The sequence below is a fragment of the Phytobacter palmae genome (genome assembly GCF_039409775.1).
Lineage (GTDB): Bacteria > Pseudomonadota > Gammaproteobacteria > Enterobacterales > Enterobacteriaceae > Phytobacter > Phytobacter palmae.
Window position 1 is genome coordinate 1 of the sequence record NZ_JBCIVJ010000021.1, and the last position, 16,221, is coordinate 16,221.

At 49.9% G+C, this 16,221-nt stretch carries 17 protein-coding genes and 1 tRNA gene; 12 read left to right on the forward strand and 6 right to left on the reverse strand.

Going from position 1 to position 16,221, the window contains the following annotated elements:
- Positions 1-21 precede the first annotated feature (21 nt).
- Positions 22-109, reverse strand: a tRNA-Ser gene (locus AAIG39_RS20720).
- Between the two features lie 271 nt (positions 110-380).
- On the opposite strand from AAIG39_RS20720, the gene ghrA reads away from it, so the two are divergent.
- From ghrA to AAIG39_RS20740, 4 genes are all read left to right on the forward strand, one after another.
- On the forward strand, positions 381-1,319 hold the full coding sequence (gene ghrA, locus AAIG39_RS20725) for a glyoxylate/hydroxypyruvate reductase GhrA (protein ID WP_343194634.1): 939 nt from the start codon (positions 381-383) through the stop codon (positions 1,317-1,319).
- Positions 1,320-1,402: 83 nt separating this feature from the next.
- On the forward strand, positions 1,403-2,140 hold the full coding sequence (locus AAIG39_RS20730; RefSeq protein ID WP_343194635.1) for a phosphatase: 738 nt from the start codon (positions 1,403-1,405) through the stop codon (positions 2,138-2,140).
- A gap of 20 nt (positions 2,141-2,160) precedes the next feature.
- Positions 2,161-2,715: a TorD/DmsD family molecular chaperone gene (locus tag AAIG39_RS20735; protein ID WP_090087991.1), complete on the forward strand. Its 555-nt coding sequence runs from the start codon at positions 2,161-2,163 to the stop codon at positions 2,713-2,715.
- A gap of 102 nt (positions 2,716-2,817) precedes the next feature.
- Positions 2,818-3,300: a DUF1097 domain-containing protein gene (locus tag AAIG39_RS20740; RefSeq protein ID WP_139223075.1), complete on the forward strand. Its 483-nt coding sequence runs from the start codon at positions 2,818-2,820 to the stop codon at positions 3,298-3,300.
- A 36-nt stretch (positions 3,301-3,336) separates the two neighbouring features.
- Here AAIG39_RS20740 and csgG read toward each other — a convergent pair whose 3' ends face one another.
- The 4 genes from csgG to csgD are packed head-to-tail and all read right to left on the reverse strand — an operon-like array spanning position 3,337 to position 5,683.
- Positions 3,337-4,173 carry a curli production assembly/transport protein CsgG gene (gene csgG, locus AAIG39_RS20745; protein WP_090087988.1) on the reverse strand — a complete coding sequence of 279 codons (837 nt, stop codon included), beginning with the start codon at positions 4,171-4,173 and terminating at the stop codon, positions 3,337-3,339.
- Positions 4,174-4,199: 26 nt separating this feature from the next.
- On the reverse strand, positions 4,200-4,613 hold the full coding sequence (csgF, locus tag AAIG39_RS20750) for a curli production assembly/transport protein CsgF (RefSeq protein ID WP_090087986.1): 414 nt from the start codon (positions 4,611-4,613) through the stop codon (positions 4,200-4,202).
- 26 nt (positions 4,614-4,639) lie between these two features.
- Positions 4,640-5,029 (reverse strand): curli production assembly/transport protein CsgE, encoded by a 390-nt coding sequence (csgE, locus tag AAIG39_RS20755; protein WP_047369817.1) that lies wholly within the window; start codon positions 5,027-5,029, stop codon positions 4,640-4,642.
- A gap of 3 nt (positions 5,030-5,032) precedes the next feature.
- Positions 5,033-5,683: a biofilm master transcriptional regulator CsgD gene (csgD, locus tag AAIG39_RS20760; protein ID WP_090087985.1), complete on the reverse strand. Its 651-nt coding sequence runs from the start codon at positions 5,681-5,683 to the stop codon at positions 5,033-5,035.
- Between the two features lie 764 nt (positions 5,684-6,447).
- Here csgD and csgB point away from each other — a divergent pair.
- From csgB to AAIG39_RS20790, 6 genes are all read left to right on the forward strand, one after another.
- Entirely contained in the window at positions 6,448-6,903 is a 456-nt protein-coding gene (gene csgB, locus AAIG39_RS20765; protein WP_343194636.1) for a curli minor subunit CsgB, read from the forward strand.
- Positions 6,904-6,943: 40 nt separating this feature from the next.
- Positions 6,944-7,387, forward strand: a complete 444-nt coding sequence (gene csgA / locus AAIG39_RS20770) for a curli major subunit CsgA (protein ID WP_090087981.1) — start codon at positions 6,944-6,946, stop codon at positions 7,385-7,387.
- Positions 7,388-7,443: 56 nt separating this feature from the next.
- Positions 7,444-7,773 carry a curli assembly chaperone CsgC gene (csgC, locus tag AAIG39_RS20775; protein ID WP_139223074.1) on the forward strand — a complete coding sequence of 110 codons (330 nt, stop codon included), beginning with the start codon at positions 7,444-7,446 and terminating at the stop codon, positions 7,771-7,773.
- A gap of 160 nt (positions 7,774-7,933) precedes the next feature.
- Entirely contained in the window at positions 7,934-8,242 is a 309-nt protein-coding gene (locus tag AAIG39_RS20780) for a hypothetical protein (RefSeq protein ID WP_343194637.1), read from the forward strand.
- A gap of 103 nt (positions 8,243-8,345) precedes the next feature.
- The gene (gene ymdB, locus AAIG39_RS20785) at positions 8,346-8,888 is read left to right on the forward strand and encodes an O-acetyl-ADP-ribose deacetylase (RefSeq protein WP_343194638.1); all 543 of its coding nucleotides are present in this window, start codon (positions 8,346-8,348) and stop codon (positions 8,886-8,888) included.
- A 286-nt stretch (positions 8,889-9,174) separates the two neighbouring features.
- The gene (locus AAIG39_RS20790) at positions 9,175-10,659 is read left to right on the forward strand and encodes a phospholipase D family protein (protein ID WP_343194639.1); all 1,485 of its coding nucleotides are present in this window, start codon (positions 9,175-9,177) and stop codon (positions 10,657-10,659) included.
- Between the two features lie 22 nt (positions 10,660-10,681).
- Here the strand turns inward: AAIG39_RS20790 and mdoC are convergent, their stop codons facing one another.
- Entirely contained in the window at positions 10,682-11,830 is a 1,149-nt protein-coding gene (mdoC, locus tag AAIG39_RS20795; RefSeq protein WP_249572158.1) for a glucans biosynthesis protein MdoC, read from the reverse strand.
- A 273-nt stretch (positions 11,831-12,103) separates the two neighbouring features.
- Here mdoC and mdoG point away from each other — a divergent pair, with 273 nt between their 5' ends.
- Positions 12,104-13,639 (forward strand): glucans biosynthesis protein MdoG, encoded by a 1,536-nt coding sequence (gene mdoG / locus AAIG39_RS20800; RefSeq protein ID WP_090087973.1) that lies wholly within the window; start codon positions 12,104-12,106, stop codon positions 13,637-13,639.
- Positions 13,632-16,160, forward strand: coding sequence for a glucans biosynthesis glucosyltransferase MdoH (gene mdoH, locus AAIG39_RS20805; RefSeq protein WP_090087972.1), 2,529 nt, complete (start codon positions 13,632-13,634; stop codon positions 16,158-16,160). The genes mdoG and mdoH overlap by 8 nt, the downstream gene beginning before the upstream one ends.
- Positions 16,161-16,221: the final 61 nt, after the last annotated feature.

Consider the following 16,221-nt stretch of genomic DNA (forward strand, 5'->3'; position numbering starts at 1 on the left):
ACAGGCTCTTATCTGAAATGATGGCGGTGAGGGGGGGATTCGAACCCCCGATACGTTGCCGTATACACACTTTCCAGGCGTGCTCCTTCAGCCACTCGGACACCTCACCACATTGTCTTCCCGATGTTGTCGGGACGGGCGCTAATGTAGGGAAAACCGGGACTTCCGTCAATCTTCTTTTTCAATAAATTAGTGCGTTTAGACAAACTTGCATCAACTTGCTTCTTAAATGTCCTGAAACTGTCTTTTTTTCCGACGAGACACTTTTCTGAATACTTTCAGTGATATTTGCTAAGGTGATGTGTGGACATAACTGTCCGACAAAGTGACAGATAACCCCGAAGTTGACCGGGAAATCACACCATCAATCTGGAGCAGAAATGGAGATTATTTTTTATCACCCGACCTTTGATCCCGCCTGTTGGCTACCGGGACTACGCAACGCAATACCTGGTGCGAATGTACGTGCATGGCGCAAGGGTGATGATGGCCCTGCCGATTATGCGCTGGTCTGGCATCCTCCTGTTGAGATGCTGCGTGGCCGCGAGTTGAAAGGGGTGTTTGCGTTGGGGGCCGGGGTCGACTCTATTCTGAGTCAACTCCATGCACATCCCGGGATGCTGGCACAGCATATCCCATTATTTCGTCTGGAAGACACCGGCATGGGGCTTCAGATGCAGGAATATGCAGTGAGCCAGGTATTGCACTGGTTCCGCCGGTTTGATGATTACCAGGCACTAAAGCAGCAGGCCAGATGGCTGGAGCTGGAAGAATATCGTCGCGAAGATTTCACTGTCGGCATTCTGGGGGCGGGTGTACTGGGTGCGAAAGTGGCAGCCAGCCTGAGCGCCTGGGGTTTTCCTCTGCGGTGCTGGAGTCGTTCGCGCAAAGATTTGCCGGGTGTCACTAGTTTTGCCGGAACAGAAGAGTTAGGGGAATTTCTGCACGGGACGCGCGTATTGATCAATTTACTACCTAACACCCCTGAAACGGTGGGGCTGATTAATCTCCCTGTGATAAATCAGCTGGCAGATAACAGTTATATTATGAACCTGGCGCGGGGTGTCCATGTTGTTGAAGACGATCTTCTGCATGCGCTTAATAGCGGTAAATTGAAAGGGGCAATGCTGGATGTTTTTAGTCGCGAGCCGCTGCCAGCCGACCACCCGCTCTGGGCGCATCCCCGTGTTGCCATGACGCCACATATTGCGGCCATCACTCGTGCTGATGAAGCAATTGCTTTTATTGCTGCGACGATTGACAAACTTGAACGTGGCGAAATCGTGAAAGGACGGGTCGATCGTGTTCGTGGTTATTAGCGAAGCGCGCGTCAGACCGAGTTTTTCATTAAAAATGGCAGCGATAACTGCTATCCTTGCAGAAACAACTACAGGAGAGTTTCATGTATCCCGTTGACCTGCATATGCATACCGTCGCCAGTACCCACGCCTATAGCACCCTGCAAGATTACATTACCGAAGCAAAGCGAAAAGGGATTAAGCTTTTCGCTATTACCGATCATGGCCCTGATATGGATGATGCGCCCCACCACTGGCACTTCATCAACATGCGTATCTGGCCACGCGTTGTGGATGGCGTAGGCATTCTGCGCGGCATTGAAGCCAACATCAAAAATATTGAAGGTGAAATTGATTGTAGCGGCCCTATGCTAACTTCGCTGGATCTGATTATTGCAGGCTTTCATGAGCCGGTCTTTGCCCCGCATGACAAAGAGACTCATACTCAGGCAATGATTGCGACGATGGCAAATGGTTATGCACATATCATCAGCCATCCGGGGAATCCAAAATATCCGGTCGATATTCCGGCAATTGCCGCCGCCGCCGCAAAGTACAACGTGGCTCTGGAAATCAACAACTCCTCTTTCCTTCATTCGCGCAAAGGCAGCGAAGCGAATTGCCGCGCGATTGCTGCCGCTGTGCGTGATGCGGGCGGGTGGGTGGCACTGGGTTCCGACTCGCATACGGCATTTACGCTGGGTGAATTTGCGCAATGCCGTGAAATCCTGGATGAGGTCGACTTCCCGGAAGACCGTATTCTCAATGTCACGCCGCGCAGGATGCTAAGCTTCCTTGAAGCGCGCGGAATGGCGCCAATTAATGAATTTGCCGACTTTTAATTAGCCACTGGAATCATTGCATGAACGAATTTTCCATCCTTTGCCGCGTACTGGGTTCACTGTTTTATCGTCAGCCACAGGATCCCTTACTCGTGCCGCTCTATACCCTTATACGTGAAGGGAAGCTGGCGCAAAACTGGCCGCTGGAGCAGGATGAAATGCTGGAGCGCCTGCAAAAGAATTGTGATGCGCAGGCGTTGGCCGCCGATTTCAACGCGCTTTTTGTCGGTAGCGAATGCCGCGTTTCCCCCTATCGCAGCGCGTGGGTTGACGGAGCGACAGAGGGCGAAGTACGGGCGTTTCTCTCGTCCCGGGGTATGCCGCTGACGGATGCACCTGCGGATCATTTTGGGACATTGCTGTTGGCAGCCTCGTGGCTGGAGGATCAGTCAGCAGAAGATGAAAGCGAGGCGCTTGAAACGCTTTTTGCAGAATATTTGCTGCCGTGGTGTGGCACATTCCTCGGCAAAGTGGAAGCTCATGCCACTACACCGTTCTGGCGTACGATGGCGCCGCTAACGCGTGATGCTATCTCTGCCATGTGGGATGAATTGCAGGAATCAGAAGAGGAATAAATGTGATTTTTATCACACTTATCCTGCAACAAGAGATGTGATATTGCAATTATTGCGTCTCATATCACATAAAATGGGCGCGTATCTGCTAAGATGCGCGCCATGAACATACTCCTTTCTATCGCTTTAACGACAGGTATTCTCTCCGGTCTCTGGGGATGGGTCGCTGTCTCTCTCGGTCTGATCGGCTGGGCCGGATTTCTTGGCTGTACTGCCTACTTTGCCTGTCCGCAAGGTGGTCTTAAGGGCCTGTTAATTTCTGCCTGCACGTTGATGAGTGGGGTGGCCTGGGCGCAGGTGATTATTCACGGCAGCGCGCTGGCTCCGCATCTGGAGATTGTAGGCTATGTCATGACCGGGCTGGTGGCGTTCCTGATGTGTGCCCAGGCGAAAAATCTGTTGCTTTCTTTCGTTCCGGGCACGTTTATTGGTGCGTGCGCCACTTTTGCAGGGCAGGGCGACTGGCGTATGATCGTGCCTTCGCTTGTCGTCGGATTGTTATTTGGTTATGCCATGAAAAACAGTGGGTTGTGGCTTGCGGCACGTAACGCCGATGGGATAACAAAAGAACAAAAAAAAGCGTGACGATTTAAGTCGTCACGCTTTTATCACTATTTACTATCAGGATTGCGGAGGCATAGCCGCCATCTCACGATATTTGACCAGTACTTCGTTTTTGCTCTCTGCTTTGTTCTGCAGATCCCACAACCCGCGATCGATACCATCATTGATGAGCAAAATTACCCCTGTCTCAATGGCTGACATCAGGCAAAGCATGACCGGTTCGTTAGCCGTGTAGCCCACTTCGCCTTCCAGCAGACGCTGATAATCAATAAAACGGAATACCCCGGCCTGCACTTCATAGGACAAAATAGTCTTGCTGGTATTCACCGACGAGAGCACTTCGCCGGTACTGACGTTGACCACGCGCAGGTTAACAGCGATCTGGTCGAGCTGATATTGCGTGTCAGCACCTATACCGAAATAACGTGCGCCTACGCCTCCAGATTTTACATTGCTTTCATAGCCAATAATCGAGCCCTCAATCATGACGTTCGCAGCGGTCAATGACTGGAGCGGGAAGCGGTTATTAATAGCAACCGTGCCATTTTCCTGCGCTGCGCGAATGATTTTGCGCTCATTCAATAAATTCTGCAGCCCCTGGCGTTCCAGTGGAACAAACCAGCGTGAATCTTTTAGCGCCGTCACCAGCATGGCGGTAGCGCTCTGTGGAACCGCAGTCGAGAAGTTACTGGCCGGGTAGGGTTTAAACTGCCCGGTTTCGTCCTGAATGTTATACACCGACACATATATTTTACCGGAGGGCAGCGGCAAATGTGTTAAATCACTGTAGCTTTGTGCCCGAGGTAATAACGTAGGTTTGGCGGCTTGTTTTGGCGGCGCGGTTAAGCATCCGCTTAATAAACACACGGCCAGAAGTATTAATAAGCGCTGCATGATTATTGTCCTGTAATGGCGATGCCTTAAAAATCGGTTGACCCGTTTTGTAAACCTGAAACCTGAATAGTCGACGTTTTGCCTGTTTTTCTGTCAGTGACATTTAATTGTAACTGTCCATCTTTATTGGCAATATCAACAATAAAGTCGCTGGTTACCATTCGACCTGGTTTTCCGGAATTTATATTTGTTAATAATCCACCCAGTATTTGTGATTGAATAGCTTGAGTGAAATTATCAAGTGCCGATGTTGTCTCAACACCTAAATCTTTATAGCTTGGATCTTTATAAGAGTTTTGTGCCTGTGCGCTATTTAATAAAAATGCGCCGTTATTAGGGTTACCCCCGAAATTAGGATTACGGAACTGGAAAGTCATTTGTCCGGCCCAACTTAATGGCGTTATCAACATTAATGAAATGACGGCATATGCAATACGCATGTTACCCTCCGGATGTTTATCGTGTTTTAGAATTCATCTGTCGCTAAATCGCGGGTACTGAGTAATGCCTGATCAATTTGGCGACGGTCGAGTGCTTCGTGTGTCTGTGCAAGTGCAATATCAACATTCTTGTCAAAATCACGCCGTGTCGGGAACATAAAAGTCTGATAAACAACACTTTGATTAATTGTGATGGTTATCCAGCTTCCCCAGCGAGCACTTGGTCTTTCATTGATAGTTAAATTCCCTGTCCAGGTACTTTCCCATTTATCACTAAAAGCACGATAAAAATCGTGTCCGATCGAAGAAACCGTATGGTCGGTTAGCAAACCGGGAATCTCCACTTCGACAGCGTGCAGATTCCCGGCGGCCAGCAAGAGTGTTGCCGCCGCAAGGTAGTGTGATACGCGTTTCATGGCTTAACGCCTGAGATTGTCGTTAGCCCAGGAGACCGCCTGAGTACGGTTTTTTACTGCTATCTTTTTGAAAAGATTATAAAGATGTGTTTTAACCGTATTCTCGCTGATAAATAGAGAGCGGGCGATTTCAATATTGGACGCGCCTATGCGCAACTTATTCAAAATCTCTTTTTCTCTGTGCGTCAGCAACGCTGATTCCGAACTGCTGTAACGATAATTTCCGGAGTGGGTGATTAAGTAGCTGGCAAGCTTTTGTGAAAAATAGCACTCGCCGCGCAGGACCCCTTGCAACCCCTCAACCATACGGGATTCGTCTTCCGAAACATAAAATACCCCATTGATATGCGGCCAGTTTTCGATATCACGGAATGGATATTCATCTGGTGTATTCATTAACAATAATTTTAAATTATTGTTTTTTCTGGACAAAACGTCCTGCCAGTATTGAATGATTTTCTTATCCGCCTCCATCATATCGAATAACACCAGACAATCGCCGGGAATATCCTCAAGCGAGCGTTGAATATTATGCAATTTCCCGCTCAACGACAGAGAATGTTTCAGATGCTGCAACAAGGCTGTTGCCTGCAAGGAGGGTTTGGTAATTAACAACAATGCATGATTGTACGAACTATGGACTTCACTGAACATGATGAAACCCCGCGTTATAGACATCCGCAGCTTCCCCACCAAAAGGTGGGGAACCAGAAGTACTGACAGATGCTGTGTTGCTGTGTGTAGTAATAAATACTTAATCCCTAACGATTAAGGGAAATTAATAAATCTAAATGAGTGCTGCTAATTCCAATCTAGTCTTTGCCCTTCTTAAAGCAAGTGTTAAACATGTAACTCAATGTAAAAATAAATATTAAAATGTTTCATAATCATTTTTATATTGTTTAGTTTTGATAGGTAAGTTGTACACGGAATCATACTTGCACAAATTTTAAAAATCATACAAATTAATGTAACCTATTGTATTGTAAGTTTTTTAATAATACCATTAAAGTGGTACGGGTAATACCACAACAAAGGTTTTTGTATGAGTGATGATGTTCGGTTTGTGCAGCAAAAAAAAGTTCGGATTGTGAAGGCTGTGAAAAGAAATGTTATCTCCTTCTCAGAACATGTTTGCTCATTACTTCGTTACAACCAAATTGTTATAAGCAAATCCACCTGCTAAAAAAGTCAAACCCCCATTTCTTTATGCGCATAAAGATAATAATGAAAATGTTCATGCTTTGGTATTAAGTGTAAAGTGAAAAATACGAATCACGGGTGAGATATTTTATTTTTCACTCTGACCATACTGATTTCCGTAACGCAGCGTTAACAACTTAATCGAATGTGTTATTGCTGACGGAACAAATATTTAAACTGTCTTTTTAATAAATGACCAGGTCCAGGGTGACAACATGAAAAACAAGTTGTTATTTATGATGTTAACAATGCTGGGTGCACCTGGGTTTGCCGCTGCTGCAGGTTATGATATGGCCGGTTCGGAATATAACCTGGCGGTGAATGAATTAAGCGCCGCTGCCTACAATAAAGCGGCAATTATTGGTCAATCCGGTGTAAATAATAACGCACAAATTAGCCAGGCAGGCTCGAAGTTATTGTCAGTTATTTCCCAGAATGGCGGGAGCAATTCGGCAAAAATTGACCAGTCAGGAGCATATAACCTTGCTTATATCGATCAGTCAGGCAGTGCTAATGACGCGAATATTACGCAAGGGGCTTACGGCAATACCGCAATGATTATCCAAAAAGGGTCGGGTAACAGAGCGAGCATTACACAGTACGGTACACAGAAAACAGCAGTCGTTGTCCAGAGACAGTCACAAATGGACATACGCGTTATTCAACGGTGATGTCATTGTGGCTTTAAAATCAATCCGATGGGGGTTTACCATGAAACTTTTCAAAGTGGCAGCAGTAGCAGCAATCGTTGTTTCAGCCAGCGCTTTTGCAGGCAGCGTCCCGCAATTCTCAGGTCATGGCGGTCATAACTATGGTGGTCCGGATTCAGAACTGAGTATCTACCAGACCGGTAGCAGCAACTCCGCGCTGGCACTGCAATCCGATGCTCGCGACTCTTCCACTACAATTCGTCAGAATGGTTCAAGCAACGGCGCTGATGTTGGCCAGGGTTCTGATGACAGCACCATCAGCCTGTCACAAAATGGTTTCCATAACAGTGCAACCATTGACCAGTGGAATAGCAGAGATTCTACCATTTCTGTAAGCCAGTATGGTGGTGGTAACGGCGCGCTGGTTAACCAGACTGCTTCTGGCTCTACCGTTAACGTACATCAGGTTGGTTTCGGCAACAACGCCACTGCCAACCAGTACTAACAGACCTATTGTTTGAAGAGACAGGGCTACGGCCCTGTTTCTTTTTGGGAGGCGTTATGAACACATTGTTATTACTCGCCGCTCTGTCCAGCCAGATTACCTTTGATACGACCCGGGTCGGCGATATGTACACGATTACCCCACAGGTCTTATTGACTGAAAATTGCGTCTGTCAGGTAGAGATTCTGGCAACACGAGAGGGGGAGGGCGGCCAGAGTCGGACCCGGCAGCGCAAGACTGTACAATTTATCGCGAATCAACCGGCCTCGTTGATGCGTTTAAGCATGAACATTGAAGCGCAAGATAGTGTCGATATTGTTGTTACCGTCACAGATGGTCAGTCAGTGAATTTATCCCGGCACTGGACTTCACAGCAAAAGCTGTAACTCATTCATTACATGAATGTTTCTTGCTAAAAATAATCCGTTGCGACACTGTTAAATTTGATTAATTAATGTATACATAAAGTTGACATCTTGTTATTTACAGGTGTCTGCGCGGTGCCACTCTCACCACCTGCAAAGACCACCCAATATTGAGGTTTATATGTCAGCTTCCTGTATGCTGTTTGTTCCAGCACTCCTTTTGTCTGCTGTATGCAGTTCTGTTGCAATAGCGGCAACCGGCGGTGTTATCTATTTTGAAGGGGCTATTGTCGAAAGCCCATGCGATGTCAGTGTGGATGCTCATAAGGCGACGATGGCATGCGACCGCCAGGGACAGGCTAAAACTCAACAATTCTCCCTACAAGAACTTACCCAGGGCCAGAGTGGTTTCGGCAATCTTGTGGCAATGAAAATCAACTACCTCAATCCGGCGCATACGCTGGCTGTGATGGACATTACCTATAACTAATCTTCTACAGGCTCTATTTGCGAAATAATGCAGACCGGGCCTGATCAAATTTCATACCTGGCTGCGCTACACTTGAGAGAAGAGAAAGCCACGAGGCAGGAACATGCAAGCGACAATGCAGGTTATTCAAGGGGATATCACCACCGTCAGCGTGGACGTTATCGTTAATGCGGCGAATTCATCACTGCTTGGCGGCGGTGGGGTGGATGGGGCTATTCATCGTGCGGCCGGCCCGGCATTGCTGGAGGCCTGTCGACGCGTACGCCAGGAGCAAGGGGATTGTCCGCCCGGACATGCGGTGATCACCACCGCTGGTAATTTACCGGCAAAAGCCGTGGTGCATACTGTCGGTCCGGTATGGCATGGCGGCGATGATAATGATGTTCACTTGCTGGAAGATGCCTATCGCAACAGCCTGATGTTGGCCGAAGCCAATAACTTTGAATCCATTGCCTTTCCGGCAATCAGTACCGGGGTCTACGGTTATCCGAAAGCGGCCGCAGCAGAGATCGCCATCAATACTGTCGTGGCATTTCTGGCTGACCATCCGCAAATACGTCGCGTAGTGTTTGTCTGTTTTGATGATGAGAATGCCGCGCTCTATCGGCGATTGCTGACACAGCGCGGAACTGAAACGGATGCCTGAGGATAAAACGCTGACAGGTTACCGCTGCGTTAACCCTGGAAGGACTTATGGCTATCTGCACGGAAAAATCGCTTCGGGCAGAATATGCGCCCCGGACCGCCCTGACTCACGGGATAAGGGATTTACCCGTTCATCGCTTCGATATTTTCACTGTGTATATCGTTTTTCTTTTTAAAGTTAACGGGAAACATTCGCGGAACTAATGCAGACGCAGCACGTCTGCGGCGATGCGTTTCGGATTTTCTAACCCACCTGACGCGGCGCTGGCGGATATACTTTGACAGCTATGACCATAAAAATATCCGATGAACCTGATTTCCCCACGCAAGAGCGCGTAACCCCGCCGCAGGATACCCGGCTGGGGCGGGCTGTTACGCCATTGTGCGAGGCACACCCAGGCTTGTGTGGACTGGTGGCGCTTGATGACAGTCTGGATGCCTTTGTAGCGCGTTACCGCCTGGCGGAAATGGCGCAGCGGACTCTGGATGTACAATATTACATCTGGGAGGATGATATGTCCGGGCGGCTGCTATTACTGGCGCTGCTTGAGGCCGCGGAGCGTGGTGTTCATGTCCGGTTGCTGCTGGATGATAATAATACGCTTGGCATGGATGGCATTTTACGCCAGCTTGACGCCCATCCGCATATCGAGGTTCGCCTGTTCAATCCCTTCTCATTTCGCACACTACGTGCGCTGGGATATCTCACTGATTTCGCTCGCCTCAACCGTCGTATGCACAATAAAAGTTTTACGGCCGATGGTGTGGTGACGCTGGTTGGCGGACGTAACGTCGGGGATGCCTATTTTGGCGCCGGGGAAGAACCTTTATTCACCGACCTTGATGTCATGGCGATAGGTCCGGTAGTGCGTGACGTCAGCGATGATTTTTCCCGCTACTGGCACTGTGAGTCCGTGTCACCGCTACATGCGGTGCTGGACTTGCCACGTGAAGAGATAGCCGGGCGCATCCGTTTGCCGGAGGCCTGGTATCAGGACATTACCGCAGTGCGCTATCGCAACAAGCTTGAATCCACCCCTTTTGCCAGCCAACTGGAGGCCGGCACCCTACCGATTGTGTGGGCAAAGACCCGGCTATTAAGCGATGATCCGCGTAAAGGGCAGGGTAAAGCACGTACGCATACTTTGTTGCCGGAGCGTCTGAGTAATGTGATGGGAACGCCTGAACGGCAGGTGGATATTATCTCGGCCTATTTCGTGCCGGGACGTCGGGGGGTTGCCCAACTCATTCGCCTTGCGCGCAAAGGCGTAAGTATCGCGATTCTGACTAACTCACTGGCAGCAAACGACGTTTCTGTGGTGCATGCGGGTTATGCACGCTGGCGCAAAAAACTGCTTCGCCACGGAATAGCATTGTATGAACTAAAGCCAACCCGGGATGAGACGCATCCTGTTCATGACCGTGGGCTGACAGGGAACTCCGGTTCCAGTCTGCACGCCAAAACATTCAGTATCGATGGCGAAAAGGTGTTCATCGGTTCGTTTAATTTTGATCCACGTTCGGCAATGTTGAACACCGAAATGGGCTTTGTGATCGATAGTGCTGATTTGGCGCAGCGTATTCACCACCGGTTTTTACGCAGTCAGCGCGCGGCGGCATGGCAACTACGCCTTGATCGTTGGGGACGTATTAATTGGGTTGAGTTGCAGAACGGCAAGGAGACGGTGCTGAAAAAAGAACCGCAGACGCGGTTCTGGCAGCGGATGCTGGTACGGCTGGCGTCGCGGCTTCCGGTGGAGTGGCTGCTCTGATTTTCAGGCAGCCATTGTCCCATTAACGCGCCGTAGCATGCGTATTGCTGGTTTTACTTTCCGGCTTGCCCGAGAAGAGGAAACGCAATACCGGAATACGCAGGTGCGCCTCATAGAGCAGTAGCGCAGAGCCAATCACAAACACCAGGCCGGTGGTGAATCCCAGCAAATTGGAATGTATATGTGGAGTTATCCACGCGCCAAACAGCAGTGTTAACGGATGGTGCACCAGATAGATAAACAGCGATGCATTAACAAAATAGTTCACGCGCGCAGACTGGAAATTGAGCATTCGATGACCCAATGAAAAGACGACATTCACCATCCACAGACCCAGCAGCATGGTAATCACCGACTCGGTTTCATACATCCAGGCATCGCCGCTGCCATAGTGTTGATTCAGAAGATACGCGGCAAAGCCGATAAGCGAACCAGCAAAGCAGGCAGGGGAGGGATTAATAAACAGCGATTTTAGACGCGGGTTAATAAAGGTCAGCGCGCCCAACAGGAAAAACGGGATATAAAACAGCGATTGCATGACGGCGAAATTGAACAGCCCGTCACGTAATATATCAGGATAAATTATGAATACGAGTCGACGGAATGCCGCATAAAGGATGCCGAATGCCAGGAACGCAAAGGAAAGTTTGCTCAGCGTTATGTTATCGAGCAGGCGCGCCGCATCGCTTTTAATTTTGCGAAATAGCCACATGCTGACGGTGGTGAGGACAACCAGCACCAACAAAAACCAGAGATGAGAAATCAGCTCCCACACCAGGGTATTGAATTTGTCATAAGGCGATAGCGTATGCCAGTCCTGGGTACGTCCGTTGACATATTGCAACATAATAAATTGCGGAAGCGTGAGCAGTGGAATGGCGGTCAGCATAGGAATGCCAACACGCTCTACACGCACCGTCCACCAGCGTTGTAGCGGATAGCGCAGATAAAGCATATAAGAGAAGTAACCGGAAATGACGAAAAAAACCTGCATACGGAAGGCGTGGATCGCGTCATTGAACAAGGTCAGCCACCACGACGGGTGCGCGCTATTCACGTGCCACATATGACTCGAATAAATCAGCGAAATGTGAAAAGGGATCCCAAGCAACATTAACCACGCCCGGATGGAATCAAGGAAATATTCACGTTGTGCGGGTATTCTGCTCATATGACTCCTTTAACTCTCAGACTTTTCGTCTTATCCATAAGACAAATAATGATTACATTCCTAATCAACCCTACACTATGACCGATAGACTGTCTCCAGGATAAGTACGCAAAACGATAAAGGGTTAGTTTCATTTGCTTATTCACTGAGCCAGCGCGCTGAACAAAGCGGGGATTCAGTTGTCGGAATGCCAAAGTTTCCATTAAAATGGATCGGATCGATTTAAGCACACAAAGGGGGAAGTGCTTAGTTATTATGAAACCTAAATTACGAATGATGAAAATGCGTTGGTTGGGTGCTGCGGTACTGTTGTCACTTTATACGTCATCAGGCTGGGCTTTTTCCATTGACGATGTCGCAAAACAGGCACAATCCTTAGCAGGCAAAGGTTACGAAGCGCCAAAAAGCAATCTGCCGTCCGTATTCCGTGAGATGAAATATGCGGATTATCAGCAGATCCAATTCAACCATGATAAGGCCTACTGGAACGCCATTAATACCCCATTTAAGCTTGAATTTTATCATCAGGGCATGTACTTCGACACGCCAGTTGCTATCAATGAAGTGACTGCCACCGCTGTTCGCAAAATTAAATACAGCCCGGATTATTTTAACTTTGGCAACGTGCAGCACGATAAAGACACGGTCAAAGATCTCGGATTCGCCGGTTTCAAAGTCCTCTACCCCATTAATAATAAAGATAAAAACGATGAAATCGTCAGTATGCTGGGTGCCAGCTACTTCCGTGTAATTGGCGCAGGCCAGGTGTATGGTCTTTCTGCCCGTGGTCTGGCGATCGACACGGCTTTACCGTCAGGGGAGGAGTTCCCTCGTTTTAAAGAGTTCTGGATCGAACGTCCAAAACCGACGGACAAACGCCTGACCATTTTCGCCCTGCTGGATTCTCCGCGTGCCACCGGTGCTTATCGCTTTGTGATTATTCCAGGACGCGATACCGTCGTTGACGTACAGTCAAAAGTCTATCTGCGTGACAAAGTAGGCAAACTGGGTGTTGCGCCGCTGACCAGTATGTTCCTGTTCGGGCCATCGCAGCCGTCGCCGGAAACCAACTATCGCCCGGAACTGCATGACTCTAACGGGTTGTCTATGCTGGCCGGCAACGGTGAGTGGATTTGGCGTCCGTTGAATAACCCGAAACACCTGGCGGTAAGCAGCTACGCCATGGAAAACCCGCAGGGCTTTGGTCTGTTGCAGCGTGGTCGTCAGTTCTCGCGTTTTGAAGATATTGATGACCGTTACGACCTGCGTCCAAGCGCCTGGATCACCCCGAAAGGCGACTGGGGCAAAGGGAAGGTTGAGCTGGTGGAAATTCCGACCAACGACGAAACCAATGATAATATCGTCACTTACTGGACGCCGGATCAACTACCGGAACCTGGTAAAGAGATGAATTTCAAATACACCATCACCTTTAGCCGCGACGAAGACAAGCTGCACGCCCCGGATAACGCATGGGTGATGCAGACCCGTCGCTCTACCGGCGACGTCAAACAGTCCAACCTGATTCGTCAACCGGATGGCACACAGGCCTTTGTGGTGGACTTCACCGGTCAGGATATGAAGCAACTGCCGAAAGACACCCCCGTCACCGCGCAGGCCAGTATCGGTGACAACGGCGAAATCGTTGAAAATACCGTTCGCTATAATCCTGTAACACAAGGCTGGCGCTTAATGCTGCGTGTGAAGGTTAAAGATCCGAAGAAAACCACCGATATGCGTGCCGCACTGGTCAATGGCGACAAGACCCTGAGTGAAACCTGGAGTTATCAGCTACCTTCCAATGAATAAGACAACTGAGTATATCGACGCGCTGCCGCTTCCGGATGCGGAAAAGGCAGTGCTGCCGACAGAGAGTATTCGTGCCGTGCATGAAGCCCTAGACGAGGAACGTCATAGCTGGACCCGTGATGATGATTCGCCGCTGGGTTCTGTGAAAGCACGTCTTGAGCACAGTTGGCCTGATTCCCTTGCGAAAGGTCAACTCGTTAAAGACGACGAAGGGCGTACGCAACTGGAGGCCATGCCGAAAGCGAAGCGTTCTTCGATGTTCCCTGATCCCTGGAGAACTAACCCGATTGGGCGCTTCTGGGATCGGCTGCGTGGTCGCGATGTTCAGCCGCGCTATATGTCGCGTTTGACCAAAGAAGAGCAGGCCAGTGAGCAAAAATGGCGTACTGTGGGCTCTATACGCCGTTATATCTTGTTGCTGCTGACCCTGTCGCAAACGGTAGTTGCTACCTGGTACATGAAGACCATCCTGCCTTACCAGGGCTGGGCGCTGATTAACCCGTCGGACATGGTGGGGCAGAATCTGCTGGTTTCCTTTATGCAGCTACTGCCGTATGTGCTGCAGACCGGTATCCTCATTCTGTTTGCCGTGCTGTTCTGTTGGGTGTCTGCGGGTTTCTGGACCGCGCTTATGGGCTTTTTACAATTGCTGATAGGCCGGGATAAATACAGTATCTCCGCTTCGACGGTAGGTGACGAGCCGCTTAATCCTGCGCACCGTACTGCGCTGATCATGCCTATCTGTAACGAAGATGTTGATCGCGTTTTTGCGGGACTACGTGCGACCTGGGAGTCGGTTAAAGCGACCGGTAACGCTGAACACTTTGACGTTTACGTACTGAGTGATAGTTACAACCCGGATATCTGCGTTGCTGAGCAGAAAGCCTGGATGGAACTTATCGCTGAGGTGCAGGGTGAAGGGCAAATTTTCTACCGTCGCCGTCGCCGTCGTGTGAAACGTAAAAGCGGTAACATTGATGATTTCTGCCGTCGCTGGGGCAGCCAGTATAGCTACATGGTGGTGCTGGACGCTGACTCCGTGATGACCGGTGATTGTCTGACCGGGCTGGTGCGTCTGATGGAAGCGAATCCGAATGCGGGTATCATTCAGTCGTCGCCGAAAGCGTCCGGTATGGATACGCTTTACGCCCGCTGCCAGCAGTTTGCTACGCGCGTGTATGGCCCGCTCTTCACCGCAGGTCTGCATTTCTGGCAGTTAGGGGAATCGCACTACTGGGGGCATAACGCAATCATCCGCGTGAAGCCGTTTATTGAGCACTGCGCGCTGGCACCGTTGCCGGGCGAAGGCTCTTTTGCCGGTTCGATTCTTTCGCATGACTTCGTTGAAGCCGCGCTGATGCGCCGTGCGGGATGGGGCGTCTGGATTGCCTATGACCTGCCAGGCTCTTACGAGGAATTGCCGCCGAACTTGCTCGATGAGCTCAAACGCGACCGCCGCTGGTGTCACGGCAACCTGATGAACTTCCGTCTGTTCCTTGTCAAGGGGATGCACCCGGTGCATCGCGCGGTCTTTCTGACGGGGGTGATGTCCTATCTCTCCGCGCCGCTGTGGTTTATGTTCCTGGCCTTGTCGACTGCGCTGCAGGTGGTGCATGCCTTAACGGAGCCGCAGTACTTCCTGCAACCGCGGCAGCTATTCCCGGTATGGCCGCAGTGGCGTCCGGAACTGGCTATCGCGCTCTTTGCCTCAACGATGGTTCTGCTGTTTTTACCGAAACTGCTGAGTATCATTCTGGTGTGGTGCAAAGGGCCGAAAGAGTACGGCGGTTTTATCCGTGTAACGCTCTCCCTGCTGCTGGAGGTGTTGTTCTCTGTACTGCTTGCGCCGGTGCGTATGCTGTTCCATACGGTATTCGTGGTCAGCGCATTCCTCGGCTGGGAAGTGGTCTGGAACTCACCGCAGCGTGACGATGATTCGACCCCATGGGGTGAAGCTTTCATGCGTCATGGTTCTCAGCTGTTGCTGGGTCTGGTGTGGGCAGTGGGTATGGCATGGCTGGATCTGCGCTTCCTGTTCTGGCTGGCGCCGATCGTCTTTTCGCTGATCCTGTCTCCGTTCGTATCGGTCATTTCCAGCCGCTCAACAACGGGACTGCGCACCAAGCGCTGGAAGCTATTCCTGATCCCGGAAGAGTACTCTCCGCCGCAGGTGCTTGTGGATACCGATAAATATCTGGAGCTGAACCGCAGTCGTTCACTGCAAGATGGCTTTATGCACGCCGTGTTCAACCCGTCGTTTAACGCTCTGGCAACGGCAATGGCAACCGCACGTCACCGTAGCGGGCATATTCTGGAGATCGCTCGTGAGCGTCATGTTGAGCAGGCGCTGAACGAGACGCCGGATAAGCTTAACCGTGACCGTCGACTGGTGCTGCTGAGTGACCCGGTCACCATGGCGCGTTTGCATTATCGCGTATGGGCATCACCCGAGAAGTATCTTTCGTGGGTTAACTTTTATCAGGATGTGAAGCTCAATCCGCTTGCTCTCAAGACAAAGTAAGCCGACAGTAAGGAAAATACCGGCCACTGGGCCGGTATTTTTTTAAGCAAATATTGATATG